This is a genomic window from Arthrobacter sp. KBS0703, from assembly GCF_002008315.2.
Lineage (GTDB): Bacteria > Actinomycetota > Actinomycetes > Actinomycetales > Micrococcaceae > Arthrobacter.
Genome location: NZ_MVDG02000001.1, coordinates 673,123 through 697,515, shown reverse-complemented (window position 1 = coordinate 697,515; position 24,393 = coordinate 673,123). Strand labels below are relative to the sequence as shown.

Below are 24,393 nucleotides of genomic sequence, written 5' to 3'. Positions count from 1 at the left end.
ATTATTGGGGGCATGAGCACTGCGCCGCATGCCGAAAACACTGAAATTTTCAAAGCCCGCACCAATAAGTGGTTCGCAGGGCTGTCCTGGCTTGTGGCCGTCGTCGGGCTGGCGGGCATCGCCCTGACGGGAGGGCCGGGGGCCCTGATCGGTGCGGGGCCGCTGCTGCTCATCGCGTACCTGGGCTGGCTGTTGTTCTGGCGCCCGGCGGTGGTGGTCCACGAAGCCGGGGTCAGCCTCGAAAATCCGTTCCGGTCCATAGTTGTGCCGTGGGAAGCCCTGGTGCACGTGGATACGCGCTATGCGCTGACCCTGGTCACTCCGGACAAAAGCTACGGCGCCTGGGCCGCGCCGGCGCCCGGCATCTGGGGCGGCCGAAACGCCCGCCCCGAAGATCTCCAGGGACTGGCCCGCAGCACGTACGGTCCCGGTGCGTCCGTCCGCCCGGGCGACCTGAAGAGCACCGACTCCGGGCAGGCCGCGCAACTGGTGCGGGTCCGCTGGCAGGAGCTGGTTGAATCCGGGGCCCTCGATGCCGGAAATGCCGAGACCACGCCGGTGACTGTGAGGTACCGCTGGGCGGAACTGGCGGCCACGCTGCTGCTCCTCGCATTCAGCTGCTGGGGCGTCGCCCTGGCATAGCGTCCGGCGCGGCTCGGTCAGCATTTCAGGCTCCCCTGGTTCCGCCGGCTGCCGGTCCGTCCGCTGCGGTGCCGCCTGCCGCGCCGTCCAAGGCCGCCACGGGTGACTTCTCGGGCGCAACCGGGCCGCCGGTGCCCTTGGCCTTCTTGGCGTTGAACTTCTTCTGGCGCGGGTCAAAGGCATCCCGCAGCCCGTCGCCGATGAAGTTGATGCTCAGGCAGATGAGGACGATGAACAGGCCGGGATACCAGAAGAGCCACGGCCGGGTGGAGAAGGCGTCCTGGTTCTGTGAAATGAGCAACCCGAGTGACGTGTCGGGCGACTTGACGCCGACTCCCAGGAAGCTGAGTGCCGTCTCGGTGAGGATCGCCGCCGACATGGTCAGGGTGACGTTGACGATCAGTACGCCGACGGCGTTGGGCAGGATGTGCTTGAAGATGATCCTGGCATTGCTCGCCCCGGAAATGCGTGCCGCGTCAACGAATTCCCTTTCCCGCAGGGAGAGGAACTCGCCGCGCATGAGCCGCGCCAGGCCCACCCAGCTGATCAGGCCCAGGAAGATGCCGATGGCCAGCACGCCGTTGGTGCTGGCGAATGAGGCGAACCATCCTGCTTCGTCGCGTCGGCTGGCCATCTGGGCCATCACCGCTGCCAGGAGCAAGGCCGGCACAATGATGATGACGTCCGTGAGGCGCATGAGGATAGCTTCCACCCAGCCCCGGAAGTAGCCGGACAGGGCACCCACGACCACGCCGATAAGCCCTGCGATGAGCCCGATGACCACCATGATGGTGATGGACTGCTGGGCGCCGCGCATGGTCATGGCAAACAGGTCACGGCCGATCCTGTCCTGCCCGAAGGGGTGCTCCCCCCATGCCAGGGGCCACAGCGAGGACGTCGGGGTTCCGTCGTTGACCAGCGGAGTCACGGTCTCGTGGCCGAACTTCCACCATCCTGGAATGCCCGCATAGCCCACGGACGTGAACGCTACAACGAAGATCACGGCAAAGACGGCCAGGCCGACGAGGGCGCCGGCGTGGCCGAAGAAGCGTTTGCGCACGATCTGGCCCTGGCTGAGGCCCTTGGCCTCGATGACGGGTTCAATTCCGGCAGCCGGCTGGTGCTGCAGGCCGGCCTGCTCGGCCATGATTTCATCCTGCTGGCTTGGCTGGCTCATGCTTTCACCCTTACTCGTGGATCAAGCGCGGAATAGGCAAGGTCCGCGATGAGGTTGAACACCATGGCTGTGATGGCGACGCACACGAACACGCCCATGACAGGGTTGGGGTCCACGTGCTGGATGCCGTCGAGGAACAGGAACCCCATGCCGCGGACGGAAAATACAGTCTCCGTGATGACTGCTCCGCCGATGAGGCCGCCGATGTCGAAGGCAACAATGGTGGCAATCGGGATCAAGGCGTTCCGGAACGCGTGCCGCATCACCACTGTCCGTTCCGAGAGGCCCTTGGCCCGCGCCGTCCGGATGTAGTCCATGTTCATGATTTCCAGCATCGACGCCCGGGTGAACCGGGTGTACCCGGCCAGTGAAATAAGGATCAGCGCCGAGGTCGGCAGGATGAGGTGCGTGAACGAGTCAAGGCTCAGGACCCAGAAGTCGCCTTCGATGTTGGGGGTGCTGGCGCCGATGGTCGCGATGGGCCGCCCGCGGACCCTGCTGTTGTCGAAATAGGTGGGCCAGGCCTGCATGAAACGGTCCAGGACGATGAGGAATCCGACAAGGAAAGACGTGAGGGCCGCCGACCGCATGGATTGCCCGCGGTCGTAGCCGCCCACGAGGTAGCCGATTGCCATGCCGACAAGAACTGTTGCGATCGCGAGGAGGACGATCATGAGGAACGTTGCCTGGTTGAGCAGCGGCTGGATGGCGAAATATGCCACCAGGCCCACACCCACTGCAATGAGCGCCGCCTGCAGCGCCTTGCGGTTCTTTAGGCCCGCCGTGAGCAGGGTGACGGCGTAGGCGAGGCCGACGCCTGCGATGCCGATGACCACGGGCCCGAGGCCTGGAGTCTTGAACCAAAGTGTCACCGAGAAATAGATGAGGACGGCGGTGGAAACCGCAAAAACCACGCCGCCGGTCAGTGCGCGGCGTTTGGGGTCGCCGCCGGCGATGATGGCCGCGACGATTCCCAGGGCAGCGCCGATGCCGACGGCTGCCGGCCAGGGGATTTCGGGATTTCGCAGGAAATTGTTAAACCCGATGGCGCCGAATTCCTTCAGCAGCACGGCCACCCAGAAGATGGGCAGCGAGAAGAACAGGAACGCCATGAACGTCACGCCGTAGTCCAGGGTGCTGTACTGGCGGAGCGCCGTGATGATGCCGAGGGTGATGCCGACAAGGATGGCGAGCACGGTCGCGGCCGTGACGAGCGTCAGGGTCTGGATCAGCGCGTGGCCGAGGGCGTCGGTGATGGGCTGGCTGGCCGTGTTCTGCCCGAGGTCACAGGTTCCGGCGAACGGGACGAGGCATCGTGAGGCTCCGGCGAGCCATTTGAAGTACCGGATGGGCGCCGGGGTGTCCAGATCAAGCAGGTTGGACCTCGCGGCCATGAGCTGGTCACGGTTGGGCGCATTGCTGGCACGGAATTCCGCGAGCGGATCACCGGACGCCGCCGTCAGGAGATACACGAGGAAGGACGCGCCCAGCAGGATGAGGGCGGCGGTCACGAGCCGCCGGACGATGTAAGTCAACATGGTTTTTGCCTCTGGTTTGGTGCCCGGGGATCCGCCCGGTCAGCTCGCAGTCTTGGTTCGCGTCGTGCACGGGCCCGTTGATGATCGGCCCGTGCCGGGCATTAGCCTCTGGCGCTAGAAAGCGCCGGGACCTTAGTGCTCATGGTCCCGGCGCCTGTACTAGCCTGTCAGGCCTGGGCCCGGAGGCTTACTTGACCTGCCAGTCCCACACATTCCACCAGACGCCGCGCTGGCCCGGGCTGGACTTGACGCCGGTAACGCGGTCGCTGAAGGCGGCAACGCCGACTGTCTGGAACAACGGAACGCCGTAGGCTTCGTCCCAGATGTGCTTGTCGATCTGGGCGGTCAGGTCATCCTGCTTGCCCTTGTCGGTGGTGACGATCAACTCGTCCATGAGCTTGTCCGCTTCGGCGCTCTTGAATCCGTTGAAGTTGCTGCCGCCGGTGCTCTTGAAGATCTGCGGAACGCCCGACACGCCGACGCCCGAGTTGATCCAGCCGAAGATGGTGGCGTCGTAGCTGCCGTCGCCTAGGTGGCCGCTCCAGTCGGAAGCCCCCAGGCCGCCGTCGACGATCTTGAAGCCGGCCTTGGTGGCCGATTCGCGGATCAGCGAGAAGGCATCAACCCGGTTGGGGTTGTCCTTGTTGTACATGATCTTGATTTCCGGCGTGGCTCCGGCGAGGAGTTCCTTGGCGCCGGCGATGTCAACGGAGCCGTAGTTCGCGGAACCGTTGTTCTTGACGGAGTCGGCGTACTTGGCCTGGGACGGCAGGAAGAGCTCCGAGTCCAGCGGTTTGGAATTCGGGTCCAGCTTCTTGACGATCTTGTCCACGATGTCCTGGCGCGGAACCGTCTTCATGAACGCTTCACGGACCTTCTTGTCCTTGAACGGGCCGGAGAAGTTCAGGTCCAGGTGGTCATAGGCGAGTTCGCCGTAGCTCTCGGTGGTCACGCCCTGGCTTTCCAGTGCCTTGAGCTGCTCCAGCGTGTCAGCCGAGGGCTGCGGGGCGATGACGTCCGCCTCGCCGTTCTTGAGTGCCTGGACAGCTGCGGGTGCGGAGCCGATGTAGCGGATGGTGATTTCATCCAGGTGGGTCTCGGGACCCCAGGTGTAGTCCTTGTTCTTGACGAGCGTCATGGACGCATCCTGCTCGATGCTCTTGACGATGTAGGGACCGCTTGAGAGGTATAGGGAGGGATCACTCGGCAGCGTCTTGGTGTCGAAGCCGTGGTTCCAGAAGTCGGCGACCTTCTTGAGTTCGGCGTTGACCTTCGGCGCCTTGGCGTCGCCGCGCGGGGTCTTCTTAAGGAGGTCGATCAGTGCCTTCTCGTCGGCCAGGCCGCCCTTCTTGGCCACGACATGCGCCGGCAGGTCCATGTCAAAGGCGATTTCCCAGTCAGCGAAGGGCTTGGAGTACTTGAGCGTGATGGACCGGCCGTCGTCGCCGACTTCGGGGAACTCGGTCAGGTTCAGCCCGCTGGTGTCGGCGGCGGTGGTGAAGTACGTGGTGCCCGTCTTCGCGTCGGCGTTGGCGTCGTCGTAGTAGCCAGAGTTGGCCGCCCAGGAGAGGAGGAGGTCGCCGGCGTCGATAGCTTCGCCGTCAGACCACTTCACGCCTTCATTGACGGTGTACTTGACCGTCAGCGGATTATCGGAGACCTTTTCGTATTTGCCGAACTTGTCGTTGTGGACAACGTTGAGCTTGTCGTCCACGTAGTAGAAGCCCGAATGCGTGATGTAGCTGATGTTGCCGTTGATGTCGCTGTTTCCGTCGGCAGATCCTTGGTTGAACGACGAGAAAGCGTTGACTTCAACGACGGTGGCGTTGCCACCCTGCTTACCTGCTGTGGCGCTCGTCGGGGTTGTCCCGGTGTTGCCCGCGCAGGCGCTGAGAGCTAGAGCAGCAACCGCTGCGACGCCCACTGCTTTGGAAATACGGCCGAAGCGCATTCCGCCTCCTTGTTTCTTTTGAGTGTGGAAAAGACCGCCGCTGTGGGCGCCGGCCAGACCGCCAAATCCCCCCAGCGGGCATGTGGCCTGTCTCACATGAGATGTAGCCTAGACCCGAAGACGGCCTCCGCGGTCCGAAAGTTGTCCCTCAGTAAAGGTTGTTATCGAGATGCAACCTAGCCGGAATCCCGCGAATTCTCCGTAAAGATTCCTTCACCTGCGCAACGTCGACAACTATGCAAGCCAATCACGACAAAGGCCCCGATCCAAGGGATCGGGGCCTTTGAGCGTTAATTCTCAATCACTGAGTCGTGACGGGAACCTCACACGTTGAAGCGGAACTCGACGACGTCGCCGTCGGCCATCACATATTCCTTGCCTTCGATGCGGACCTTGCCGCGCGACTTCGCCTCGGCCATCGAACCGGCAGCGATGAGGTCTTCGAAGGAGACGACTTCGGCCTTGATGAATCCGCGCTGGAAGTCGGAGTGGATGACGCCCGCGGCCTGCGGCGCGGTGTCGCCCTGGTGGATGGTCCAGGCGCGGGTTTCCTTGGGACCGGCCGTCAGGTAGGTCTGCAGCCCGAGGGTGTGGAAGCCGACGCGGGCCAACTGGTCCAGGCCGGATTCGTCCTGCCCGTTCATCTCCAGCATCTCGCGGGCTTCTTCCTCATCCAGCTCCACGAGGTCGGATTCCAGCTTGGCGTCGAGGAAGACGGCGTCGGCCGGGGCAACCATGGCCCGCAGCTCCTCCTGCTTCTCCGGATTGCCCAGTATGCCTTCGTCTGCGTTGAAGACATAGATGAACGGCTTGGCCGTCAGGAGGCCGAGTTCCTTGAGGTGCTCCATCTCGAGCTTGTCGCTCTTGATCGAGGAGAAGATGGTGTCGCCGCGTTCCAGCACGGCCTGGGCCGCCTTGATGGCTGCCAGCTCAGCAGCATCCCGCTTCTTGATCTTGACTTCTTTTTCGATCCGGGGGATGGCATTTTCAATGGTCTGAAGGTCGGCCAGGATCAGTTCGGTGTTGATGGTCTCCATGTCGGAGCGGGGGTCCACCTTGCCGTCGACGTGGATGACGTCGGGGTCATCAAACACGCGTACAACCTGGGCGATAGCCTCGGCCTCGCGGATGTTGGCGAGGAACTTGTTGCCCAGGCCTTCGCCGACCGACGCGCCCTTCACGATCCCGGCGATGTCCACGAAGGAGACCGGGGCAGGCAGCAGCCGCTGGGATCCGAAAATGGCCGCAAGCTTCGCCAGCCGGGGATCCGGCAGGTTCACGACGCCGACATTCGGTTCGATGGTGGCGAACGGATAGTTCGCGGCCAGCACCTGATTGCGGGTCAGTGCGTTGAAAAGAGTTGATTTGCCGACGTTGGGCAGTCCGACGATGCCGATAGTAAGAGCCACGGACATTGATTCTACCCGCTGCGGCGGCCGCACGCGGCTCGCATCCCGTCCGGGGAGGGGCTCGGGACCTCATTGTGTGGCTCGTCCGGTTGCGGCGCCGTTGCCTTCGGCAAAAATGTCATAGCTGCATGCCACAGTGAAGGCATGGAACCTTTTGCAGTCATTCTCGCCCTACTGATGCTGTTGCTGGGTGCCTTGGCCGGCGCTGCTTTCGCGTACACGGTCTTGCGCCGCCGGAGCGCCGCCCTGGAAGCGGACTTCGACGGCGTTTCGGCCCGGCTTTCCGAGGTGAGCGCCCAGTTCGCCGCCGCCGACGCGGAGCGGAGGCTGCTGGCGGCCCAAAACCGGGAGCTGGGCGAGTCCCGCCAGCAGGACGGCAGCGTGCTGAGGGCGCTGGCGCCCGTGGCCGAAAAGCTCACTGCCGTGCAGCAGCAGGTCTCCCTGCTGGAGCGGGACCGCCTGGAACAGTACGGGCAGTTGGCCCAGCAGTTGCAGGAAGCCCGTCTCTCGGACGAACAGCTGATGCGTTCCACGCATGCCCTCGAATCGGCGCTCCGCTCCAACAGCGCGCGCGGCCAGTGGGGAGAAGTCCAGCTGCGCCGGGTGGTGGAGGCCGCGGGAATGCTTCGTCACGTCGATTTCCACGAACAGCTGCACAGTTCAGGGGCGGAGGCCTCGGTCCGTCCGGACCTTGTGGTGCAGCTTCCTGGTGACAAGCAGCTCGTCGTGGACGCCAAGGTGCCGCTGTCCGCCTACCTCCGGGCGCAGGAGCTCGGCCAGCCCGACGGCGACCGGCAGGGGCTGAGCCAGTCCTCCCAGCAGGATCTCCTGGCCGCCCATGCCAAGGCCCTCAAGGCCCATGTGGATTCGCTCAGCAGCAAGAAGTACTGGGATATTTCGGGAAACTCGCCCGAACTGGTCATCTGCTTCCTGCCTGCCGAGTCCATCCTGGCCGCCGCGCTCACCGCCGATCCCGCCCTGCTGGACCATGCGCTCTCCAAGAACGTGGTGCTGGCCTCCCCCGGCACCTTGCTGGCGGTGCTCAAGTCCGTTGCGTTCACGTGGCGCCAGGATGTCCTCACCGACAGCGCCCGCGAGCTGTTCGAGCTCGCCCGGCAGCTGTACGAACGCATGGGGACCCTCGGCGACAACGTCAGCAAGCTAGGTTCGTCCCTGAAGTCCTCCGTGGACCGCTACAACTCGATGGTCGGCACCCTGGAAGCCCGCGTCCTCCCTACCGCCCGGAAGCTGAACGCTATGGACGCCGCCGGGCTGGTTACGCCGCCGGCCGTGCAGGTCACGCCGAGGTCCGTCTCAGCTCCGGAGCTTCAGTCCGGCGACCAGGCAGCGGCCCAGTCAACTGGCCAGCTGGGCGCGGTCCAGGAAAGCACGGTTGCGGAAAGCACGGTTGCGGAAAGCATGGTCACGGGAAGCACAGTCACGGCGAGCACCGTCCACGGCAGGGCCGGCGGAGAAGCGGCCGAGCCGGAGGCGGAAGAGGACGCCGCCTAGGGAGAGGATGCCGCAGAGGAAAGGGGGTCCTAGTTTGAACGCCTGCCACCGAGCGCCCGTGAGACGTCCCCGGCTTTCTTGAGGGTCGCGCGAAGTTCCTTCGGCAAGGAAAACAGCAGATCCTCTTCGGCGGTGACAACTTCCTCCACGGAGTCATAGCCGTAGTCGGACAGGAGGCGGAGGACATCCTTGACCAGGACCTCCGGCACGGACGCTCCCGAGGTGACTCCCACCGTGGCGACACCTTCAAACCAGGTCTCGTCCACCTCGTTGGCGAAATCCACGCGGTAGGAGGCCTTGGCGCCGTATTCGAGCGCCACTTCCACCAGGCGCACGGAATTGGATGAGTTCGCCGAACCGACCACGATCACCAGGTCCGCCTGGGGGGAGATCTTCTTGATGGCCACCTGCCGGTTGGTGGTGGCGTAGCAGATGTCGTCGCTGGGCGGGTCCTGGAGTGTGGGGAACCGCTCCTTGAGCAGCCGCACGGTTTCCATGGTTTCGTCCACGCTGAGGGTGGTCTGGGACAGCCAGATGACCTTCTCGGGGTCACGTACGGTCACTTTGTCCACTTCGTGCGGGCCGTTGATGATCTGGATGTGCTCAGGGGCTTCTCCGGCGGTGCCCTCCACTTCCTCGTGGCCGTCGTGGCCGATCAGCAGGATGTCGAAGTCGTCCTTCGCGAACCTGACGGCTTCCTTGTGGACTTTGGTCACCAGGGGGCAGGTGGCGTCGATCGTGCGCAGCCCGCGGTCCTCCGCTGACTGGACGACGGCCGGAGAGACGCCGTGAGCGGAGAAGATGACCAGGGCGCCTTCCGGGACCTCATCGGTTTCATCGACGAAGATGGCCCCCTGCTCCTCAAGCGAACTGACCACGTGTACGTTGTGGACAATCTGCTTGCGGACGTAGACCGGCGGGCCGTAGTGTTCCAGCGCCTTCTCGACGGCGATGACGGCGCGGTCAACACCTGCGCAGTAGCCCCGGGGAGCCGCCAGCAGAACTTTCTTGGGGCCGGCAACCGGCGCGGCAGCGAGCACTTCCTCCGGCGAACGCCGCCTGCGCGGGACTGTTGGCATCGAAAGGGAAACTGCTGAGGAGGTCATTTCTCCATGCTACCGGTTGACGGGCTCCGCCCCGGGCGGGGTAGGGCTGGCTCACACCCGGCGCGCGGAGCCCCCGATGACCCGGATAAGCAGCCCCGCCGCCAGGAGAATTGCGCCGGCCACCGCGGCGGCAAGGATCCACGATGCGAATCCGGCCGCTGCCGCCGCGACGAACTCCCGCTTGAAGAGGTCGGCCATTTCGTTTCCGCTGGCCGTACTGGTCACGGCGCCCGAAACCCAGCCGGATGCCACCGTCCACAATCCGGCCAGCCCCAGCCCGCCGAGGCCGATCACCGCCAGCACTTTCCAGCGGCGCTGCGCGGTCACGAGCGCCAGCAGAAACGCCACCCCGGCACCGAGGGCAAGGCTGTAGCCGACCGGGGAGTACGCGGAAACGCGCTCGATCAGCTGGCGCTGGCTGGACTGCCCGAGGTTCACCAGCGTCTGCTTCGGAGCCTCCAGGGGGACGCCGACTTTATCGGAGATCTGCTTCGTCGCCAGCGCAACGAGCGGGGCCACGTCAAGGGTGAGGGACGTGGCAGAGTCTGCTTCGGGCGGCAGCGTTGCCGGGTCAGCGAAGTTGAGGCGGTGGCTCTTTCGCAGCGTTTCTTCCCAGGCGGCCGGGTACTCCGGCAGGCCGGTGAGGGATGCCGCTGCCGCTTCCAGCACCGGGCGGACAAGCTGGGCCACTGGACCGGGAAGGCTTGCCCCTGCGTCGATGCTGCCCACCGCGGCGGTCGCCAGCCGTTTCTGGAACGCCGGATCCTTGCCCAGCGGCGCCGCCAGTGCCACGAAGCCATCCTCCTGCACGATGCTACGGTCCACCCAAATTGCCGGGACGGCAGCGGCGGACAGCAGCAGACCAAGGATGACGGCCAAGGCCGCAACAAAAGAGCGCAAGGGATTCCTAGCTGGTCGGGTTCCTGGCTTGTCGTCGGGACACTGCCATCCTAGGGGCGCCGCCTCCCGATCAAAAATGTCGCCGCCCGGTGGTAGAGCTATGGATAGAGTTGGTTAACCCACCGCGAAGGCAAAGGACCGCCACATGCAACAGGCAATCGCCGCCATCGGGGCTGCACATGGCTGAAAATGCCACGGTGCCGGCTTCCGGGCCCACCACAGTGCCTGCCACCGCCGCCGACACGAGCCCGGACAACCCCTGGCCGCTGCAGTTGCTGTCCCAGAAACTTAAGACGCACATCGAACGGGCACCGGCCGCCTGGGTCGAGGGACAGGTCATCGAGCTGAACCGGCGCGGCAGCAGCGCATTCCTCACCCTCAGGGACGTGGACGCCGAAATTTCGCTGCCGGCGTCCATCTGGTCCAACGTCCTGGACCGCCAGGAAACCCCGCTTGAACGCGGAAGCAGGGTTGTGGCGCTGCTCAAGGCCGAGTTCTGGCTGAAGACCGGGCGCGTGAACATGTCCGTCAAGGACATCCGCCCCGTGGGGCTGGGCGATCTCCTTGCACGGATCGAACGGCTGCGCCATGCCCTCGCCGCCGAAGGACTCTTTGCCGAGTCGCGGAAAAAGCGGCTGCCGCTGCTCCCCCACCGGATCGGCCTCATCACCGGGCGCGACTCGGATGCCAAGAAAGATGTCCTCCGCAACGCCGCCCTGCGCTGGCCCGCGGTCGAATTCGAGATCCGCGAAGTCGCGGTCCAGGGAAACACGGCAGTGTCGCAGGTGATCGGAGCGCTCCGGGAACTCGACGCCCGCGCTGACGTCGACGTCATCGTCATTGCCCGTGGCGGCGGGGCGCTTGAGGACCTCCTGCCGTTCAGCAGCGAGGAACTCATCCGCGCTGTTGCGGCCGCGCGGACACCAGTTGTCAGCGCCATCGGCCACGAAGCCGACCGCCCCATCCTGGACGATGTGGCGGATCTCCGGGCGTCCACCCCCACGGACGCCGCCAAGCGGATTGTGCCGGAAGTCTCGGAGGAGCTCGCCCGGGTCCGTCAGGCGGAGGCCCAGCTGCGCCGCTCTGTTACCCAGCTGGTGGCCCGGGAAACCGATCGCCTTGCAGCGATTCGCTCACGCCCCGTACTCGCAGCTCCGGAAGGCATGGTCACCGCGCGCGCCGAAGACGTGGACCGGCTCACCCGCCGTTCCACCGCGGCCATCAGCGCAGCCGTCACCCGAGCGGCCGATCAGCTACTCCATCTTCAGGCGCAGGTCCGGTCCCTGTCGCCCCAGCAGACCCTGGACCGTGGTTACGCCGTGGTCCAGCTCTCCGGGAACAACGCATCCCCCGGCGGGGGCGGCACCGTGGTTCGCCATCCTTCGCAGGCCCCAAGCGGAACGGCACTCTCCGTCCGCGTCGCCGGCGGACGGTTCGGCGCCGAGTCGACCGGCGGATCCGATGCCGCACATGCCTGACGCCAAAATCCCGGAAGCACCGTGAGCGACCCCGCCGGCGGCACCAGCCGGACCAATGGAACCCACCCCACCGACATGACAGGCCAGAACACCATGACAGAGCACTCCACCGGCGCCGACCAAAACAGCGCGCCTTCCGCCGGCCAGCCAGACATCGAGTCCCTCAGCTATGAAGAAGCCAGGGAACAGCTGGTGGGCGTCGTCTCTAAGCTCGAAGCAGGCGGGACCAGCCTCGAGGACTCACTGGCGCTCTGGGAACGGGGCGAGGCGCTGGCCAAGCGCTGCGAGGAATGGCTCGAGGGTGCCCGCAAGAGGCTCGCGGCTGCCCGCAGGGACAGCCAAGCAGACAGCTAAACCGCAAACACACGGGGCCCGCCGGGATCAGGACCTCTCGGCCAGACGGCGCTCCGCCTCGACGTCGAACTCAGCCTTTGGCCATTCCAGCTTGAGCGCCATGAGCGCCTCGAGCAGCAACTGCTGCACCGCAATCCGGGCGTACCACTTCTTGTTCGCGGGCACTACGTACCAAGGGGCGTTCTTGGTGTTGGTCGCATCGAACGCGGCCTGGTACGCCGCCATGTAGTCGTCCCAGAACGCTCGCTCCTTCAGATCGCCCGTGTTGTATTTCCAGTGCTTGGCCGGATTGTCCAGCCGGGCCAGCAGCCGCTCCTTCTGCTCTTCATTGCTGATGTTCAGCATGACTTTGATGACGGTGGTTCCCACCGCCGTCTGCCGGGCTTCGAACTCGTTGATGGCGGCGTAGCGGCGCTCGATTTCCTTCGGGTCGGCCCAGCGGTGGACACGATGGATCAGGACATCCTCGTAGTGGGAGCGGTCGAAGACACCCATCATGCCGGCCGCAGGCACCTCCCTTTCGATCCGCCAGAGAAAGTCGTAGGCCTTTTCCTCCGGCGTGGGCGCCTTGAAGGACTTGAACTGGACGCCCTGCGGATCCATGGTGCCCAGGACGTGCTTCACGATGCCGCCCTTGCCCGCGGTGTCCATTCCCTGCAGGACGAGCAGCACCCTCTTGCCGCCCCCGAACTTGGACTCCGCGAAGAGCTGCTCCTGCAGTTCGGCCAGCTTGCTGTCGAGGTCGGTGAGCAGAGCCTCGCCGTCGGCTTTCTCCCCCTTGTAGCCGGGCGTCGAGTCAGGATCGACGTCCGCGAGGCTGAAGCCCTCCTCCACCTTCAACGTTCCGGAAGGGAACTTCGCGAATTCCACGACGCCGGCCATGGGGACCTCTTTCCACAGGTTGTATGTGGGAACAGGCTAGTTCCCCTGATACCTGCTGAGGAAGTCTCCCATGCGTCCGATTGCTTCCTCGATGTCCTTGACGTTGGGCAGGGTCACCATCCGGAAGTGGTCCGGCCGGACCCAGTTGAAGGCCCTGCCGTGGGACACCAGGATCTTCTGCTCCTTCAGCAGGTCCAGGACGAACTTTTCGTCGTCCCGGATGTGGAAGACCTCGGGATCCAGCTTGGGGAACAGGTACAGGGCGCCCCTGGCCTGCTGGGTGCTGACCCCGGGAATGGCATTCAGCATGTCGTAGGCCTTGTTCCGCTGCTCGAGCAGCCGGCCGCCGGGGAGGATCAGGTCGTTGATGCTCTGGTAGCCGCCCAGCGCCGTCTGGATGGCGTGCTGCGCCGGCACGTTGGCGCACAGCCTCATGTTGGCCAGCAGGTTGATGCCTTCGAGGTAGTCGGAGGCATCCTTCTTCGGCCCGGAGATACCCATCCAGCCCGCGCGGTATCCGCAGACGCGGTAGGCCTTCGACAGCCCGCTGAACGTCAGGCACAGGACGTCATCGCCGGTGAGGCCGGCCATGTTCACGTGGACGGCGTCCTCGTACAGGATTTTCTCGTAGATCTCGTCGGCGAAGATGACCAGGCCGTGCTTTTCCGCGAGGGCCACGATCTTGCGCAGCGTGCTCTCCGGATAAACGGCGCCGGTGGGGTTGTTCGGGTTGATGACCACGATGCCCTTGGTGCGCGGCGTGATCTTGGCTTCGAGGTCCTCCAGGTCCGGCTGCCAGCCCGATTCCTCGTCACACAGGTAGTGCACGGGCCGCCCGCTCGCGAGGGCCACCGAGGCGGTCCACAGCGGGTAGTCCGGGGTGGGAATGAGGACCTCATCGCCGTCGTCGAGCAGCGCCATGAGGGACATGGTGATCAGTTCGCTGACGCCGTTGCCCAGGTAGATGTCGTCCACGTGGATATTCTGGATACCGCGGGTCTGGTAGTACTGCGAGACTGCCGTGCGCGCCGAGAAGATGCCGCGCGAGTCGCTGTAGCCCTGGGCATGGGGCAGGTGGCGGATCATGTCCACGAGGATGGCGTCCGGCGCTTCAAAACCGAAAGGTGCCGGGTTTCCGATGTTCAGTTTGAGGATCCGGTGACCCTCCGCCTCCATCTGCTGGGCGGCCTGAAGAATCGGTCCACGGATGTCGTAAAGGACATTATGAAGCTTGGTGGACTGCTTGAATTCTGCCATCCATCAAATATGCCATATGCGGGATGTACTTCCGGGGAGACTTGGCTCACACTCCGCCCATGGCCCGGCGCTGACGTGCGGGCCCGCTCAGACGCCGACAGCGGCTGCCGGCACCCCCGTTTCCGGAGGAGTCCGGCAGCCGCCGTCGTCCTTTTGTTCTGCATCATCAGGTGAGCTCCGGTGCCGGCGGCGCTGTGCTCCCTGACCCTGGGGCTATTTGACGATGCCCTTGTCCTTGAGCCACGCGGCTGCGGCGTCCTTGGCGTTTTGCTTCTGGGTGCCGCTGACTGCCCGGTTGAGGTTGATGAGGTCCTCCGTGGTCAGTACCTTCGAGACACCGTTCAGGGCTTCCTTTGCCTTGTCCGTCATCTTGGCCTCGTTGTAGAGCGGCAGCACCTGCTGGGCCTTGAAGTTGCTCTTGGGGTCTTCGAGGACCACGAGGTCGTTGTCGGCGATGGACGGCGTGGTGGTGAAGATGTCGGCCACCTGGACCTCATCGCTCAGAAGGGCCTTCAGGGTCAGGTTTCCGCCGCCGTCGCTGAACGGCTTCAGAGCCTTGAGCTCACAGCCATAGTTCGTCTTCAAGCCCGGGAAGCCATATGACCGCGTTTCGAACGTGGCCGGGGCTGCCATCGTGAGGTCCTTGCAGACCTTGGCGAGGTCTTCAATGGACTTCAGCTGGTACTTTTCCGCCGTGGCCTTGGTGACCACCATGGCATCCTTGTCCTCAGCCTTGGAGGGCTCCAGGACTGCGAGGCCCTTGGGAAGCTTGCCGGGCAACGCCTTGTAGATGTCCTCCGCCGAAACTTCGGGCGCCTCGGCGTTTACGTGGGACAGCAGGTTGCCGGAGTAGTCCGGGACGACGTCCACGGACCCGTCCTGGACGGCTTTGAAGTAGATCTCCCGCGAGCCGATGTTCGGCTTGGTTGTTGCCGTGACGCCGGCGGCGTTGAGGGCGCCGGCGTAGATCTCGGCGATGATCTGGCTTTCGGGGAAGTCGGCGGAACCGACCACCAGGGAACCGCCGGCGGCGGCACTGCCCGCACTGGTGGTCGGTGAGGACAGCGGATTGCCGCTGCTGCAGGCGGAGAGGGCAAGGGCAATGCCGACACCAGCGGCCAGGCCGCCCAGGCCACGGCGGGTGATGGTCGTGTGGACGGGGTGATTCATTGGGTGCCTCCTTGAACAGCGGCCGCCGCGGGTGCGGCAGCCGTGAGATCGGTGGCGGCCTTGCGGCCGCCCTTGGAACGCGTGGAAAGTCCGGGTGAAACCAGCAGCCGCTGGGCTACGGCCAGGATAAGATCGACGGCGATTGCCAGGCCCGCGATCAGCAGCGAGCCCGCCAGCATCCGGGGAAAGTCCTGAAGGACCAGCCCGTCGAAGAGGTAGCGTCCGAGGCCGCCAAGCGGAAGGTAGGCCACCACGGAGACGGTGGCGATGATCTGGAGCACGGCGGTGCGGATGCCGCCGAACATCACTTGCAGTCCGTTGGGAAGCTCGACGTTGAACAGGATCTGCAGTTCCTTCATGCCCATGGCGCGGGCGGCGTCCACTACGGTGGCATCCACGCTCGAGATACCGGCATATGTGCCTGCCAGCAGCGGCGGGACGGTGAGGATCACCAGCGCCCATACCGGCGGCATGAGCCCGCTGCCGGCAATCAGGGCGAACAGCACCAGGAGTCCCAGCGTTGGCAATGCGCGCAGGGCGCCTGCCACGGCCACGGCTGCCACCCGGCCCCTCCCGGTGTGCCCGATGTACAACCCGACGGGGACGGCGATGGCTGCGGCGATGACCAGCACGAGGGCGCTGTACTGCAGGTGCTCCAGCAGCCGCACGGTGATTCCGGAGCTCCCGGACCAGTGCGTTGGATCCGCGAGCCAGGCGAAGGTCTCGGTAAAGATGTCGCTCACGATCCGGCCCCCGCATGGACGTGGGTCTCGGCGATGAACTCCGCACCCGTTTTCGCATCGGACCGCGCAGAGGCGGCCGACGCCCGGGTCCAAGGCGTCAGCAACCGTTCAAGCACAACGAGGATCGCGTCCATCAGCAGCGCCAGCAGCAGGATGGCAACGATCCCCACCACCACTTCGGTGACAAAATTGCGCTGCAGCCCGTCGGTGAACAGCATTCCCAGGTTTCCCACCCCGAGCAGGGCGGCGACGCTCACCAGGGAAATATTGCTGACGGACACCACGCGGAGGCCCGCGAAAAGCACCGGCAGGGACAGCGGCAGGTCAATCTGCAGGAAGCGGGCGGCCGGCTTGTAGCCCATGGCCACCGCCGCCTGCCGGAGGTCGTCATCCACGGAATCGAAGGCGTCCATCGCCGCCCGCACCAGAAGTGCCACCGCGTAGATGGTCAGGGCGACGACGACGTTGACGGGGTCCAGGATCCGGGTCCCCAGGAGGGGCGGAAGGATGATGAAAAGCGCCAGTGAGGGAATGGTGTACAGCAGTGAACTGACGGTGGTCACCAGGGACGTCAGCGCAGAATGCCGGCGGGACACCTGGGCCAGCGGAATGGAGATGAGCAAGCCGAGGACCATGGGAACCAGGGCCAGGACCAGATGCTGCCCGGCCCGTTCAAGGACCATTCCGCTGTTCGCCAGGAACCAGTCCATCAGAGTGCGCCCTGCCGGACCCGGCGGGCCGACTCGATGACGGCCAGCACTTCAGCCGCCTTGACGGCGCCCGTGACCCGGCCGGCCTCGTCCACGGCGACGCCCAGCCCTGACGGCGACGACAGGGCCGAGTCCAAGGCGCGGCGGAGGGTGTCGCCCGGCCGGAACAGGGAACCGCCCGGAATGAGTTCGGCGTCGGAGCCCGGGCCTTCCCAGCCCAGCGGGCGGGCGTCCGCGTCCACCACGAGCCGCCAGCCGTCAGCGGCCTCCGGACGGCCGGCCTCGCCGCCATCGGCGGTGATCGTCGGCACCGGATGGACGGCGACGCCGTCGGCGGTGGTGAACGCGAGGTGCCGGAACCCGCGGTCCCGGCCCACGAAGGAGGCCACGAACTCGTTGGCCGGGGCGCGCAGGATCTCCTCCGGCGTGGCGTACTGCGCAAGTTTGCCGCCCACGGCGAAAACCGCGACTTTGTCCCCCAGGACGGTGGCCTCATCGATGTCGTGCGTGACAAAGACAATCGTCTTGGCAAGATCGCGCTGGAGCCGCAGGAGCTCCTGCTGGAGCTCGTCCCGCACCACCGGATCCACGGCGCTGAAGGGCTCGTCCATGAGGAGGACCGGCGGGTCGGCGGCGAGCGCGCGGGCCACGCCGACACGCTGCTGCTGCCCGCCGGAGAGCTGCGACGGGTACCGCTTCCCCAGCCCCGAGGCCAGTCCCACGACGTCGAGCAGTTCCTCCGCACGCTTGCGCGCATCCGCCTTGGACACGCCGTTCAGGCGCGTGTCTCTTATACACATCTAGATGTGTATAAGAGACAGGTCCAGGACCGAGCGGTGCGGCATGAGCCCGGATGACTGCATGACATATCCCATGGACCGCCGAAGTTCGGCGGCCGGCACCGTGGTGACGTCCTTGCCGCCGACCGTGATGGTTCCCGACGTGGGCTCGACCATCCGGTTAATCATGCGCAGCGACGTAGTCTTGCCGCAGCCTGACGGTCCGACGAACACCGTGATGGAGCCCTGGTCGATGGACATGCTCAACTCATCCACCGCCGGCTGCCCGCTCTGGTACTGCTTGGTGACGCTCTGGAACTCAATCATGGCTTCGGCCATTCCCGGGCTTACCTAACTGTTGGGCGGTAACATCGGACGGTCAAGCGAACTGATCATAGGCACGCTGATTTTTGGGTGTAAAGCACGTCTTGACAAAGCGTAACCAGTGCCGGACGCAAAGTAACCGCCGGCGCGGATACCGTAATCATTCGGAGACAACACCGGTCCGGATGGGTCAGCGTTTGCCGTACCTCTCAGCTGCGCGCTGGCTCCTTCCCGCAACGGCCACCTTCTGGTGCCATTCCCGCTGATAGGCCCGCCGCGCCGCCGCGTCATGGCGCCGGTTCAGCGCCGCGAGTTCGCGCTGCAGCTTCAGGTAGCTGGCCCACCGCCGCGTATCGAGCGATTCGTCCTCCAGGGCGGCGCGGACAGCGCAACCCGGCTCTTTGTCGTGGGCGCAGTCGGAGAACCGGCACTTCCCGAAGAGCTCCTCCAGGTCGCCGAACATCTCGCCCATGCCCTCGTCCGCGTCGAAGAGCCCGAACCCGCGCACTCCCGGGGTGTCCATGAGCACGGCCCCGTTCGGCAGCGGCACGAGCTCCCGTGACGTGGTGGTGTGCCGTCCACGGCCGTCGGCAGCCCGCACGTCCCCCGTCGACTGGATCTCATGGCCGGCGAGCGCGTTGATGAGGGTTGACTTGCCGGCGCCGGAGGGGCCCAGCAGCACGAGCGTCCGCCCCGGCTGCACGTGCGCGAGCAGCTCGTCCAGCCCGTCGCCCTGCTCTGCCGACGTGGTCACCACGTCGACGCCGGCAGCCTCCAGGATCACTTTCCCGACGACGTCGTCCGCCATGTCCGCCAGGTCGGCCTTCGTGATGATCACCAGGGGCGTGGCGCCGGAGTCCCAGGCGGCCACGAGCGTCCGTTCCAGCCTGTTGTGGGTCAGCGGACGGTCCACCGGCACCACAACGCCCACCACATCGATGTTGGCGGCGAGGACCTGGGCTTCGGAGGAGGCCTCGTAGGCGCGTTTGCGGCTCAGCTCGGAAGTCCGGGGCAGGATCCCGACGATGGCGGCCTCGCCGGCGCGGTTGCGCCCGAGCCAGACCCAGTCGCCGGCCGCTGGCCCCGCCGGAGGAGCATCCGCGCCCGCCGGACCCGCGCCGGCTGACGGATGCCTGCCGGCCGACGGGTAGGGCAGGTGCATGATGCCGTCCGCTGTGGCCGCCGCTACGCGGTTGCGGTCTACCCGGACAACGCGCGCCGGAACATCACCGCCGTCAACGGGATGGGCCGCGAAATGCAGCGCGGCGGCATCCGTGAAGCCGTATCGGACCGGTCCCCTCATCACCTCCGGGGCAGCCTGGCGGTCCCTGGACGGGCGCGGAAGGCCGGTTGACTGTTGAAGTGGGCTTGCTGAATTGCCTGAAGGATTTTTCACTGTGAACCTCGGGTGGGGCCCCGGGGCGCCGGGCCTGCTTCCGCACAGGGCGTGGTGCCTGGTGAATGGCGGTGCGGAGGCTGCGGTTGTGTGCCGCTTAGGCGGTGCGCAGTACCGGGGCAGGAGTAATGAAGGAATTTTTGCCGGAGCGCATTGCGCGCAGGAATTCTGCAATCATCAGGTCCACCTCCCCGCTGCGAAGTTCGTGCCGTAGAAGTTCATGCCGTCTTCGAAGCCGCCGGACTGAAACGCCGGGCGACTCACCTAGGATAGCCAGCCCCCGCCGGGCTGGCTAGGGAATCCGGTCAGGGAAATCACTCAAGTTTGCCGTTAACCGGACGCTCCCGGAACAGCCGCAGGGCCGCATCAACCAGGGAAACCCGGTTGAGCGAGTCGACCTCACCCAACGGTATCCACCCGGCGTGGGTGGTGGTGCCGTCCACTTCATGGCTAAGCTCCCCGCCGGTCACGGTTGCCTCGTACACCAGCCGGAGGGACTGGAAGTCCCGGTCGATTCCGTCCAGCCTGGTGCCCGCCGGCCAGTGGCCGACGTCGATCCCGAGCATGGGGCCGATCTCGGCGTGGTAGCCCGTTTCCTCAAAGATCTCCCGTACGCAGCCGTCCACGGGATGTTCTGCCAGGTCCAGGCCGCCGCCGGGCAGCGTCCAGCCTTCCTTGCCGTCCTGCTTCCAGTACGCGAGGAGGATGGCACCGTCGCGGATGATGACCGCGTAGGCGGCAGGCCGGGTGTCGAAGTGAACGCTCATGGATCCAGCGTAGCGCCGGTCCTATGCCGGCCGAGGGCGGCGGTCCTAGAGTGGGACTGTGACGAATCTGGAGGTCCTCCCGCAGGAGGAAGTGTGCCCGCCGGCGGGCCTTGGCGCCGGCACCGGAAGCGGCCCCTGCGTGCAGCTGTGGCCGGCGCGCGAGGTGCCGCTGGGCGGCATCCGCGGCATGATTGTGCTGCGCACCCTGCCGCAGCGCGGCCTGCCCACCGTGGGCGCCTGGTGCTTCCTGGACAGCTTTGGTCCGGACCGTACGCCGATGTCCGTCCTGCCGCATCCGCACACCGGGCTGCAGACAGTCACCTGGCCGCTGGCAGGGCACGTCCGGCACCGCGACAGCGTGGGCAGTGACGTCATCGTCCGGCCTGGCGAACTCAACATCATGACGGCCGGCTACGGAGTTTCGCACTCCGAGTTCGCCGTCCTGCCGGAGCCTGGGGCAGACGGCGGCCGTGGGGCTTCCGGCGGCCGTGGGGCTTCCGGTGGCGGCGGGGCTTCCGCCGGCGACGCTGCCGACGGCGGGGCGCAGCTTCCGGTGCAGCGGGGACTTCAGCTCTGGGTGGCCTTGCCTGATGCCGAAAGGAACCGGCCTCCGGCCTTCGAGCAGCACCGCGATCTGCCCACCGTCCACGGGCCGGGTTTCGTCGCAACGGTGATGGTGGGAAGTTTCGCGGGCGGCGCCTCGCCGCCACGATGTACACGCCGATCGTGGGCGCGGAGGTCCGGTGCGGCGGGGCGGCGGCGTTGCCGCTCAATCCGGAGTTCGAGCACGCCCTCCTGGTGATCGACGGCGGCCTGACGGTGGACGGCCAGGAGATCGGTCCCGGCCCGCTGGGCTACCTGGGCGAGGGGCGCGAGGTGCTCCACGTGCACGGGCAGCCGGAGACCCGTTTCCTCCTGATCGGCGGTGAGCCCCTCGAGGAGGAACTGCTCATGTGGTGGAACTTCGTGGGCAGGACCCACGAGGAGGTTGCGCTGGCACGGGCCGACTGGGAAGCCCAGGCAGCGCTGCCCGACGCGGCCGCCGCTGCTGCAAGGTTCGGGCTGGTCCGCGGCCACGGTCCGGACGCCGGGCGCGAGGCCGGCAGGATCCCGGCACCGCCGCTGCCCGGCGTGCAGCTCAGGCCCCGTACCCGGTCCTGACTCCGTCGCGGCGCTGTGGGCCTGGAGGCAGGCCGGTCAGTCCTGTTCCCCCACCAGCTGCAGGACACCGAAGACGGGATCCTGGTCAAGCACGCGAACGTCCGTGACACCGGCCGCTGCGAGCCGGGTCCGGAAGGCGTCCTGGAGCCGGACAACGTTCATGCCCAGCCCGCTGCCGAGGATGACCGGACCGTCGAGCCTGAGTTGCCGCAACACCTGGGCAGCCATGTCAGCGAGGTCGTGGCCTGCCTGGTCAACGAGCTGCTGGCTGATTCGGTGGCCGGAGTCTGCGGCCTCCACCACCAGCCTGGCCTGCTGCGCCCAGTAGCGGCGGCCGGTGGCGGACGAGTGGAACAGGGCGATCAGCTTGTTGGGATCGTCCACCCCGCAGGACACGAGGAGTGCCCGGGTGAGGTCGTCCGGCTCCAGCCCTTGATTCATGCGGCGCAGGCTGTGCCGGACGGCCTCCCGGCCCAGCCAGTAGCCGCTGCCTTCGTCACCCAGGAGGTAGCCCCAGCCGCCGGCCCGTGCTTCTTCGCCATGCCCGTTGCGACCCCATGCCGCCGAGCCTGTGCCTGCGATGACGGCCACGCCGCTGCTGGCTCCGCCGGCGGCCAGCAGCAGGCGGGAGTCATGGACCACGGTGATCCTGGCCCCGGGAACGTGCGGTTCGATGAGCGCGGCGAGGGCGGCGGCGTCGTCGTCGGTGTCGATCCCTCCGGCTCCGGCGTAGACGTGGGACACGGGGCCCTGGCCTATTTTGGCGAAGAGCTCCGCCAGGTGTGCCGCCGCTTCTTCGCGGCTGACGTTCTGCACGTTCGAGCTTCCGACGCTTTCGTCGGCGACGGGTTGGCCGTTTTCGAAGCGGACTCCCCTCGTTTTGGTGCCTCCGATGTCCAGGCCGATCACGACGTCGTGGGATTGAAGTGTCCTGCCGGAAGGAACCGTGCTTCCGGAAGGAACAGACTGAGCATCGGGTAGGTTGTCAGAGTTAGTCACCTGAACAGCCTACTGATTCGTCTCAAGGAGCAGACAATGTCCCACGCCCTGTTTGGCACCCGGATCATCGCGGCGCCCATGGCCGGCGGGACGTCCACCCCCGGCTTCGTCGCAGCAGTTGGCCGTGCCGGAGGCCTCGGCTTCCTTGCGGCCGGATACAAAACCGTCCCTGCCATGAGCGAGGAGATACGGGCCGCGCGCGAGGCGGGAATCAGGTTCGGCGTGAACGTCTTCGTGCCTGATCCCGCCCAGCTGCACCCCTCCCCTGAGGATGTGGGCCGGCTGGAGCAGTACCGGCTCAGCCTCCGCGGTGATGCCGACCGCTACGGCGTCAGCCTCCCTCCGCTGAGGCTCGACGACGACGATCACTGGCAGGGCAAGATCGACGAACTGCTGCTGGACCCTGTTGAGCTGGTCAGCTTCGCGTTCGGGCTGCCGGAATCATCGGTTGTGGCCGCCCTTCGGCGGGCGGGCTCGGCGGTTTTGGCCACCGTAACCAGCAGGGCGGAGGCGGAGCTGGCCGCGGACCGCGGCGTCGATGCACTCGTGGTGCAGCACAGCAGTGCCGGGGCGCACAGCGGCGCGTTCCTGGGGGACCGCCGGCCGGCCGGGACACCATCCTCGACGGCGGAACTGGTCCGGGAGGTGCGTGCCGCCGTCGGCCTCCCGCTGATAGCTGCCGGTGCCATGTCTGACGCGGCGGCCGTGACGTCGGTGCTCGCCGCCGGCGCGGAAGCGGCCCAGGTGGGGACTGCCTTGCTGCGGAGCGACGAGAGCGGCGCCCGGCAGCTCCACAAGGACGCCCTGGGAGCCGCACGGTTTACGGAAACGAGGCTGACCCGGGCTTTCACGGGACGTTACGCGCGGGCCCTGGTCAACGAGTTCGTCCGCGACCACGGGGACGCCCCGGTGGGTTACCCGGCCATCCACCACCTGACGGCCCCCGTCCGTGCGGCTGCGGCGGCCGCCGGGGATGCTGAACGCCTGAATCTCTGGGCTGGTACCGGATGGCGCACGGCGAAGACCGGCCCCGTGGCGGATGCCATCAGCAGCCTCCTGGAAGGCTAGGGCACTCCGCGGGAGCCGCACCCCGGTTCCGGAACGTCAGGTCTCCCAATGCCGGGTAACCGGAGGTCGGCTCCCTAACGTGCCTGGACCAGGCCGGCGAGGAGCGAGGGGCCGTCCGCCAGCACCAGCTCCCGGAAGAGCCGCACCGGGTCCGGCTCGGCGTCCCGCGCGCTTCGGCGTTCGCGCCAGGCCATGCCGATCTCCCGGAAAGCGAGCTCGGAGTCGAGCGGGATCTCTACCCAGCCCAGGCCGCCGGCCCGGGCGGTCGCGTCGCTCCCCGGTCCGGCGCCGCCGCCCGGCGGCAGGATACTGACCCCCAGCCCGGCGGACACCAGGCCGCGGACCGTGTGGGTGTCCTGGCTTTCGAACGCAATCCGCGGCCGGAATCCTGCTTCCCGGAACATTGCATCCGTGAGGGACCGCAGCCCGTATCCCGGCCCGAGGGCAACGAAGGGCTCTTTCCGGATGTCGGCCAGGCCAGCGCGCTGCCGGCCGGCCAGCCGGTGCCGGTGAGGGACGACAAGCCGCAGCGGTTCCCGGTACAGGGCAGCCGAGCCGATGGTCCGGCTGGCCGCCGCCACCGGGGCCGTCAGGGCAAAGTCGGCCTGGCCGGAGGCCAGCTCGGCAAGGCAGCTGTCCCGGGAGCCCTGGCTGAGGTCGAATTCCGTCTGCGGGTGGCGGCTCCGGAACGCGCTGATCAGCAGCGGCAAAGTCGCTTCGCCGAACGTGTGCTGGAAGGTCACTCCTATCCGGCCGCGGATCACTTCTGATTCATGCCGCACCAGGTCCAGGCCCGTGCGGAAGTCGGCGAGCGCCGATTCAACGTACGGCAGCAGGGCCTTGGCCGCCGGCGTCAGGCGGACCCCCCGGCCTTCCCGGATGAGCAGTTCCGTGCCCACCACGGCGCTGGCGCGGGCCAGCGCCCGGCTCACGGTGGACTGCGGAACACCGAGGAGCTCGGCGGTTTCCGTGATGTGCTGCGTGCGGCCGAGCTCGGCGAGCAGCGGAAGAATCGGCAACAGCTGCACGAGCTGCCTGTGCTGTAGGTCCATGGCTCCCCGACTCAGGAA

The 24,393-nt window shown here is 66.4% G+C and carries 20 protein-coding genes and 2 pseudogenes; 6 read left to right on the top strand and 16 right to left on the bottom strand.

Annotated features, from left to right (window positions below; genetic code table 11):
- Window positions 1-12 precede the first annotated feature (12 nt).
- Window positions 13-642 (top strand): PH domain-containing protein, encoded by a 630-nt coding sequence (locus B1A87_RS03345; protein ID WP_078028121.1) that lies wholly within the window; start codon window positions 13-15, stop codon window positions 640-642.
- 25 nt (window positions 643-667) lie between these two features.
- Here B1A87_RS03345 and B1A87_RS03340 read toward each other — a convergent pair whose 3' ends face one another.
- From B1A87_RS03340 to ychF, 4 genes are all read right to left on the bottom strand, one after another.
- Window positions 668-1,819 (bottom strand): ABC transporter permease, encoded by a 1,152-nt coding sequence (locus B1A87_RS03340; RefSeq protein ID WP_347032754.1) that lies wholly within the window; start codon window positions 1,817-1,819, stop codon window positions 668-670.
- Complete coding sequence (locus B1A87_RS03335; RefSeq protein WP_078028122.1) at window positions 1,816-3,357, bottom strand: ABC transporter permease; 1,542 nt, start codon at window positions 3,355-3,357, stop codon at window positions 1,816-1,818. The genes B1A87_RS03340 and B1A87_RS03335 overlap by 4 nt, the downstream gene beginning before the upstream one ends.
- Before the next feature lie 187 nt (window positions 3,358-3,544).
- The gene (locus B1A87_RS03330) at window positions 3,545-5,308 is read right to left on the bottom strand and encodes an ABC transporter family substrate-binding protein (RefSeq protein ID WP_078028123.1); all 1,764 of its coding nucleotides are present in this window, start codon (window positions 5,306-5,308) and stop codon (window positions 3,545-3,547) included.
- Window positions 5,309-5,631: 323 nt separating this feature from the next.
- Window positions 5,632-6,717 carry a redox-regulated ATPase YchF gene (gene ychF / locus B1A87_RS03325; RefSeq protein ID WP_078028212.1) on the bottom strand — a complete coding sequence of 362 codons (1,086 nt, stop codon included), beginning with the start codon at window positions 6,715-6,717 and terminating at the stop codon, window positions 5,632-5,634.
- Window positions 6,718-6,861: 144 nt separating this feature from the next.
- Between ychF and B1A87_RS03320 the strand changes: the two genes are divergently transcribed.
- Window positions 6,862-8,229, top strand: a complete 1,368-nt coding sequence (locus B1A87_RS03320) for a DNA recombination protein RmuC (RefSeq protein WP_078028124.1) — start codon at window positions 6,862-6,864, stop codon at window positions 8,227-8,229.
- 29 nt (window positions 8,230-8,258) lie between these two features.
- On the opposite strand, the gene B1A87_RS03315 is transcribed toward B1A87_RS03320, so the two are convergent.
- Together B1A87_RS03315 and B1A87_RS03310 are read right to left on the bottom strand one after the other, a co-directional pair.
- Complete coding sequence (locus B1A87_RS03315) at window positions 8,259-9,335, bottom strand: 4-hydroxy-3-methylbut-2-enyl diphosphate reductase (protein WP_078028125.1); 1,077 nt, start codon at window positions 9,333-9,335, stop codon at window positions 8,259-8,261.
- Between the two features lie 51 nt (window positions 9,336-9,386).
- Entirely contained in the window at window positions 9,387-10,235 is an 849-nt protein-coding gene (locus B1A87_RS03310; protein WP_078028126.1) for a hypothetical protein, read from the bottom strand.
- A 179-nt stretch (window positions 10,236-10,414) separates the two neighbouring features.
- Between B1A87_RS03310 and xseA the strand changes: the two genes are divergently transcribed.
- Both xseA and B1A87_RS03300 read left to right on the top strand, forming a co-directional pair.
- Window positions 10,415-11,713, top strand: coding sequence for an exodeoxyribonuclease VII large subunit (gene xseA / locus B1A87_RS03305; protein ID WP_078028127.1), 1,299 nt, complete (start codon window positions 10,415-10,417; stop codon window positions 11,711-11,713).
- 93 nt (window positions 11,714-11,806) lie between these two features.
- The gene (locus B1A87_RS03300; RefSeq protein ID WP_078028213.1) at window positions 11,807-12,067 is read left to right on the top strand and encodes an exodeoxyribonuclease VII small subunit; all 261 of its coding nucleotides are present in this window, start codon (window positions 11,807-11,809) and stop codon (window positions 12,065-12,067) included.
- A 27-nt stretch (window positions 12,068-12,094) separates the two neighbouring features.
- Here B1A87_RS03300 and B1A87_RS03295 read toward each other — a convergent pair whose 3' ends face one another.
- The 8 genes and pseudogenes from B1A87_RS03295 to B1A87_RS03260 all read right to left on the bottom strand — a co-directional run bounded on the left by B1A87_RS03295 (window position 12,095) and on the right by B1A87_RS03260 (window position 20,095).
- The gene (locus tag B1A87_RS03295) at window positions 12,095-12,949 is read right to left on the bottom strand and encodes a polyphosphate kinase 2 family protein (RefSeq protein WP_078028128.1); all 855 of its coding nucleotides are present in this window, start codon (window positions 12,947-12,949) and stop codon (window positions 12,095-12,097) included.
- A 36-nt stretch (window positions 12,950-12,985) separates the two neighbouring features.
- Window positions 12,986-14,206, bottom strand: coding sequence for a pyridoxal phosphate-dependent aminotransferase (locus tag B1A87_RS03290; RefSeq protein WP_078028129.1), 1,221 nt, complete (start codon window positions 14,204-14,206; stop codon window positions 12,986-12,988).
- 213 nt (window positions 14,207-14,419) lie between these two features.
- On the bottom strand, window positions 14,420-15,376 hold the full coding sequence (locus tag B1A87_RS03285; RefSeq protein ID WP_078028130.1) for an ABC transporter substrate-binding protein: 957 nt from the start codon (window positions 15,374-15,376) through the stop codon (window positions 14,420-14,422).
- On the bottom strand, window positions 15,373-16,119 hold the full coding sequence (locus B1A87_RS03280; protein WP_078028131.1) for an ABC transporter permease: 747 nt from the start codon (window positions 16,117-16,119) through the stop codon (window positions 15,373-15,375). The genes B1A87_RS03285 and B1A87_RS03280 overlap by 4 nt, the downstream gene beginning before the upstream one ends.
- The gene (locus B1A87_RS03275; protein WP_078028132.1) at window positions 16,116-16,829 is read right to left on the bottom strand and encodes an ABC transporter permease; all 714 of its coding nucleotides are present in this window, start codon (window positions 16,827-16,829) and stop codon (window positions 16,116-16,118) included. The genes B1A87_RS03280 and B1A87_RS03275 overlap by 4 nt, the downstream gene beginning before the upstream one ends.
- A pseudogene (locus tag B1A87_RS03270) lies at window positions 16,829-17,947 on the bottom strand (ABC transporter ATP-binding protein). The gene B1A87_RS03275 and the pseudogene B1A87_RS03270 overlap by 1 nt, the downstream one beginning before the upstream one ends.
- Before the next feature lie 175 nt (window positions 17,948-18,122).
- Window positions 18,123-19,235, bottom strand: coding sequence for a ribosome small subunit-dependent GTPase A (gene rsgA / locus B1A87_RS03265; protein ID WP_078028134.1), 1,113 nt, complete (start codon window positions 19,233-19,235; stop codon window positions 18,123-18,125).
- A gap of 407 nt (window positions 19,236-19,642) precedes the next feature.
- Window positions 19,643-20,095 (bottom strand): NUDIX hydrolase, encoded by a 453-nt coding sequence (locus tag B1A87_RS03260; protein ID WP_078028135.1) that lies wholly within the window; start codon window positions 20,093-20,095, stop codon window positions 19,643-19,645.
- A gap of 58 nt (window positions 20,096-20,153) precedes the next feature.
- Here B1A87_RS03260 and B1A87_RS03255 point away from each other — a divergent pair.
- Window positions 20,154-21,256, top strand: a pseudogene (locus B1A87_RS03255) (pirin family protein).
- 36 nt (window positions 21,257-21,292) lie between these two features.
- Here B1A87_RS03255 and B1A87_RS03250 read toward each other — a convergent pair.
- Window positions 21,293-22,255: an N-acetylglucosamine kinase gene (locus B1A87_RS03250; RefSeq protein WP_078028137.1), complete on the bottom strand. Its 963-nt coding sequence runs from the start codon at window positions 22,253-22,255 to the stop codon at window positions 21,293-21,295.
- Window positions 22,256-22,291: 36 nt separating this feature from the next.
- Here B1A87_RS03250 and B1A87_RS03245 point away from each other — a divergent pair, with 36 nt between their 5' ends.
- Window positions 22,292-23,323 carry a nitronate monooxygenase gene (locus tag B1A87_RS03245; RefSeq protein WP_185982224.1) on the top strand — a complete coding sequence of 344 codons (1,032 nt, stop codon included), beginning with the start codon at window positions 22,292-22,294 and terminating at the stop codon, window positions 23,321-23,323.
- 74 nt (window positions 23,324-23,397) lie between these two features.
- Here B1A87_RS03245 and B1A87_RS03240 read toward each other — a convergent pair whose 3' ends face one another.
- Window positions 23,398-24,375, bottom strand: coding sequence for a LysR substrate-binding domain-containing protein (locus B1A87_RS03240; protein ID WP_078028139.1), 978 nt, complete (start codon window positions 24,373-24,375; stop codon window positions 23,398-23,400).
- Window positions 24,376-24,393 lie beyond the last annotated feature (18 nt).

Coding starts and splice junctions, on each gene's coding strand:
- B1A87_RS03345 (WP_078028121.1), top strand. CDS start 13: ATGAGCACTGCGCCGCATGCCGAAAACACTGAAATTTTCAAAGCCCGC.
- B1A87_RS03340 (WP_347032754.1), bottom strand. CDS start 1,819: ATGAGCCAGCCAAGCCAGCAGGATGAAATCATGGCCGAGCAGGCCGGC.
- B1A87_RS03335 (WP_078028122.1), bottom strand. CDS start 3,357: ATGTTGACTTACATCGTCCGGCGGCTCGTGACCGCCGCCCTCATCCTG.
- B1A87_RS03330 (WP_078028123.1), bottom strand. CDS start 5,308: ATGCGCTTCGGCCGTATTTCCAAAGCAGTGGGCGTCGCAGCGGTTGCT.
- B1A87_RS03320 (WP_078028124.1), top strand. CDS start 6,862: ATGGAACCTTTTGCAGTCATTCTCGCCCTACTGATGCTGTTGCTGGGT.
- B1A87_RS03315 (WP_078028125.1), bottom strand. CDS start 9,335: ATGACCTCCTCAGCAGTTTCCCTTTCGATGCCAACAGTCCCGCGCAGG.
- xseA (WP_078028127.1), top strand. CDS start 10,415: ATGGCTGAAAATGCCACGGTGCCGGCTTCCGGGCCCACCACAGTGCCT.
- B1A87_RS03300 (WP_078028213.1), top strand. CDS start 11,807: ATGACAGAGCACTCCACCGGCGCCGACCAAAACAGCGCGCCTTCCGCC.
- B1A87_RS03295 (WP_078028128.1), bottom strand. CDS start 12,949: ATGGCCGGCGTCGTGGAATTCGCGAAGTTCCCTTCCGGAACGTTGAAG.
- B1A87_RS03290 (WP_078028129.1), bottom strand. CDS start 14,206: ATGGCAGAATTCAAGCAGTCCACCAAGCTTCATAATGTCCTTTACGAC.
- B1A87_RS03285 (WP_078028130.1), bottom strand. CDS start 15,376: ATGAATCACCCCGTCCACACGACCATCACCCGCCGTGGCCTGGGCGGC.
- B1A87_RS03275 (WP_078028132.1), bottom strand. CDS start 16,829: ATGGACTGGTTCCTGGCGAACAGCGGAATGGTCCTTGAACGGGCCGGG.
- rsgA (WP_078028134.1), bottom strand. CDS start 19,235: ATGAGGGGACCGGTCCGATACGGCTTCACGGATGCCGCCGCGCTGCAT.
- B1A87_RS03260 (WP_078028135.1), bottom strand. CDS start 20,095: ATGAGCGTTCACTTCGACACCCGGCCTGCCGCCTACGCGGTCATCATC.
- B1A87_RS03245 (WP_185982224.1), top strand. CDS start 22,292: ATGTCCCACGCCCTGTTTGGCACCCGGATCATCGCGGCGCCCATGGCC.
- B1A87_RS03240 (WP_078028139.1), bottom strand. CDS start 24,375: ATGGACCTACAGCACAGGCAGCTCGTGCAGCTGTTGCCGATTCTTCCG.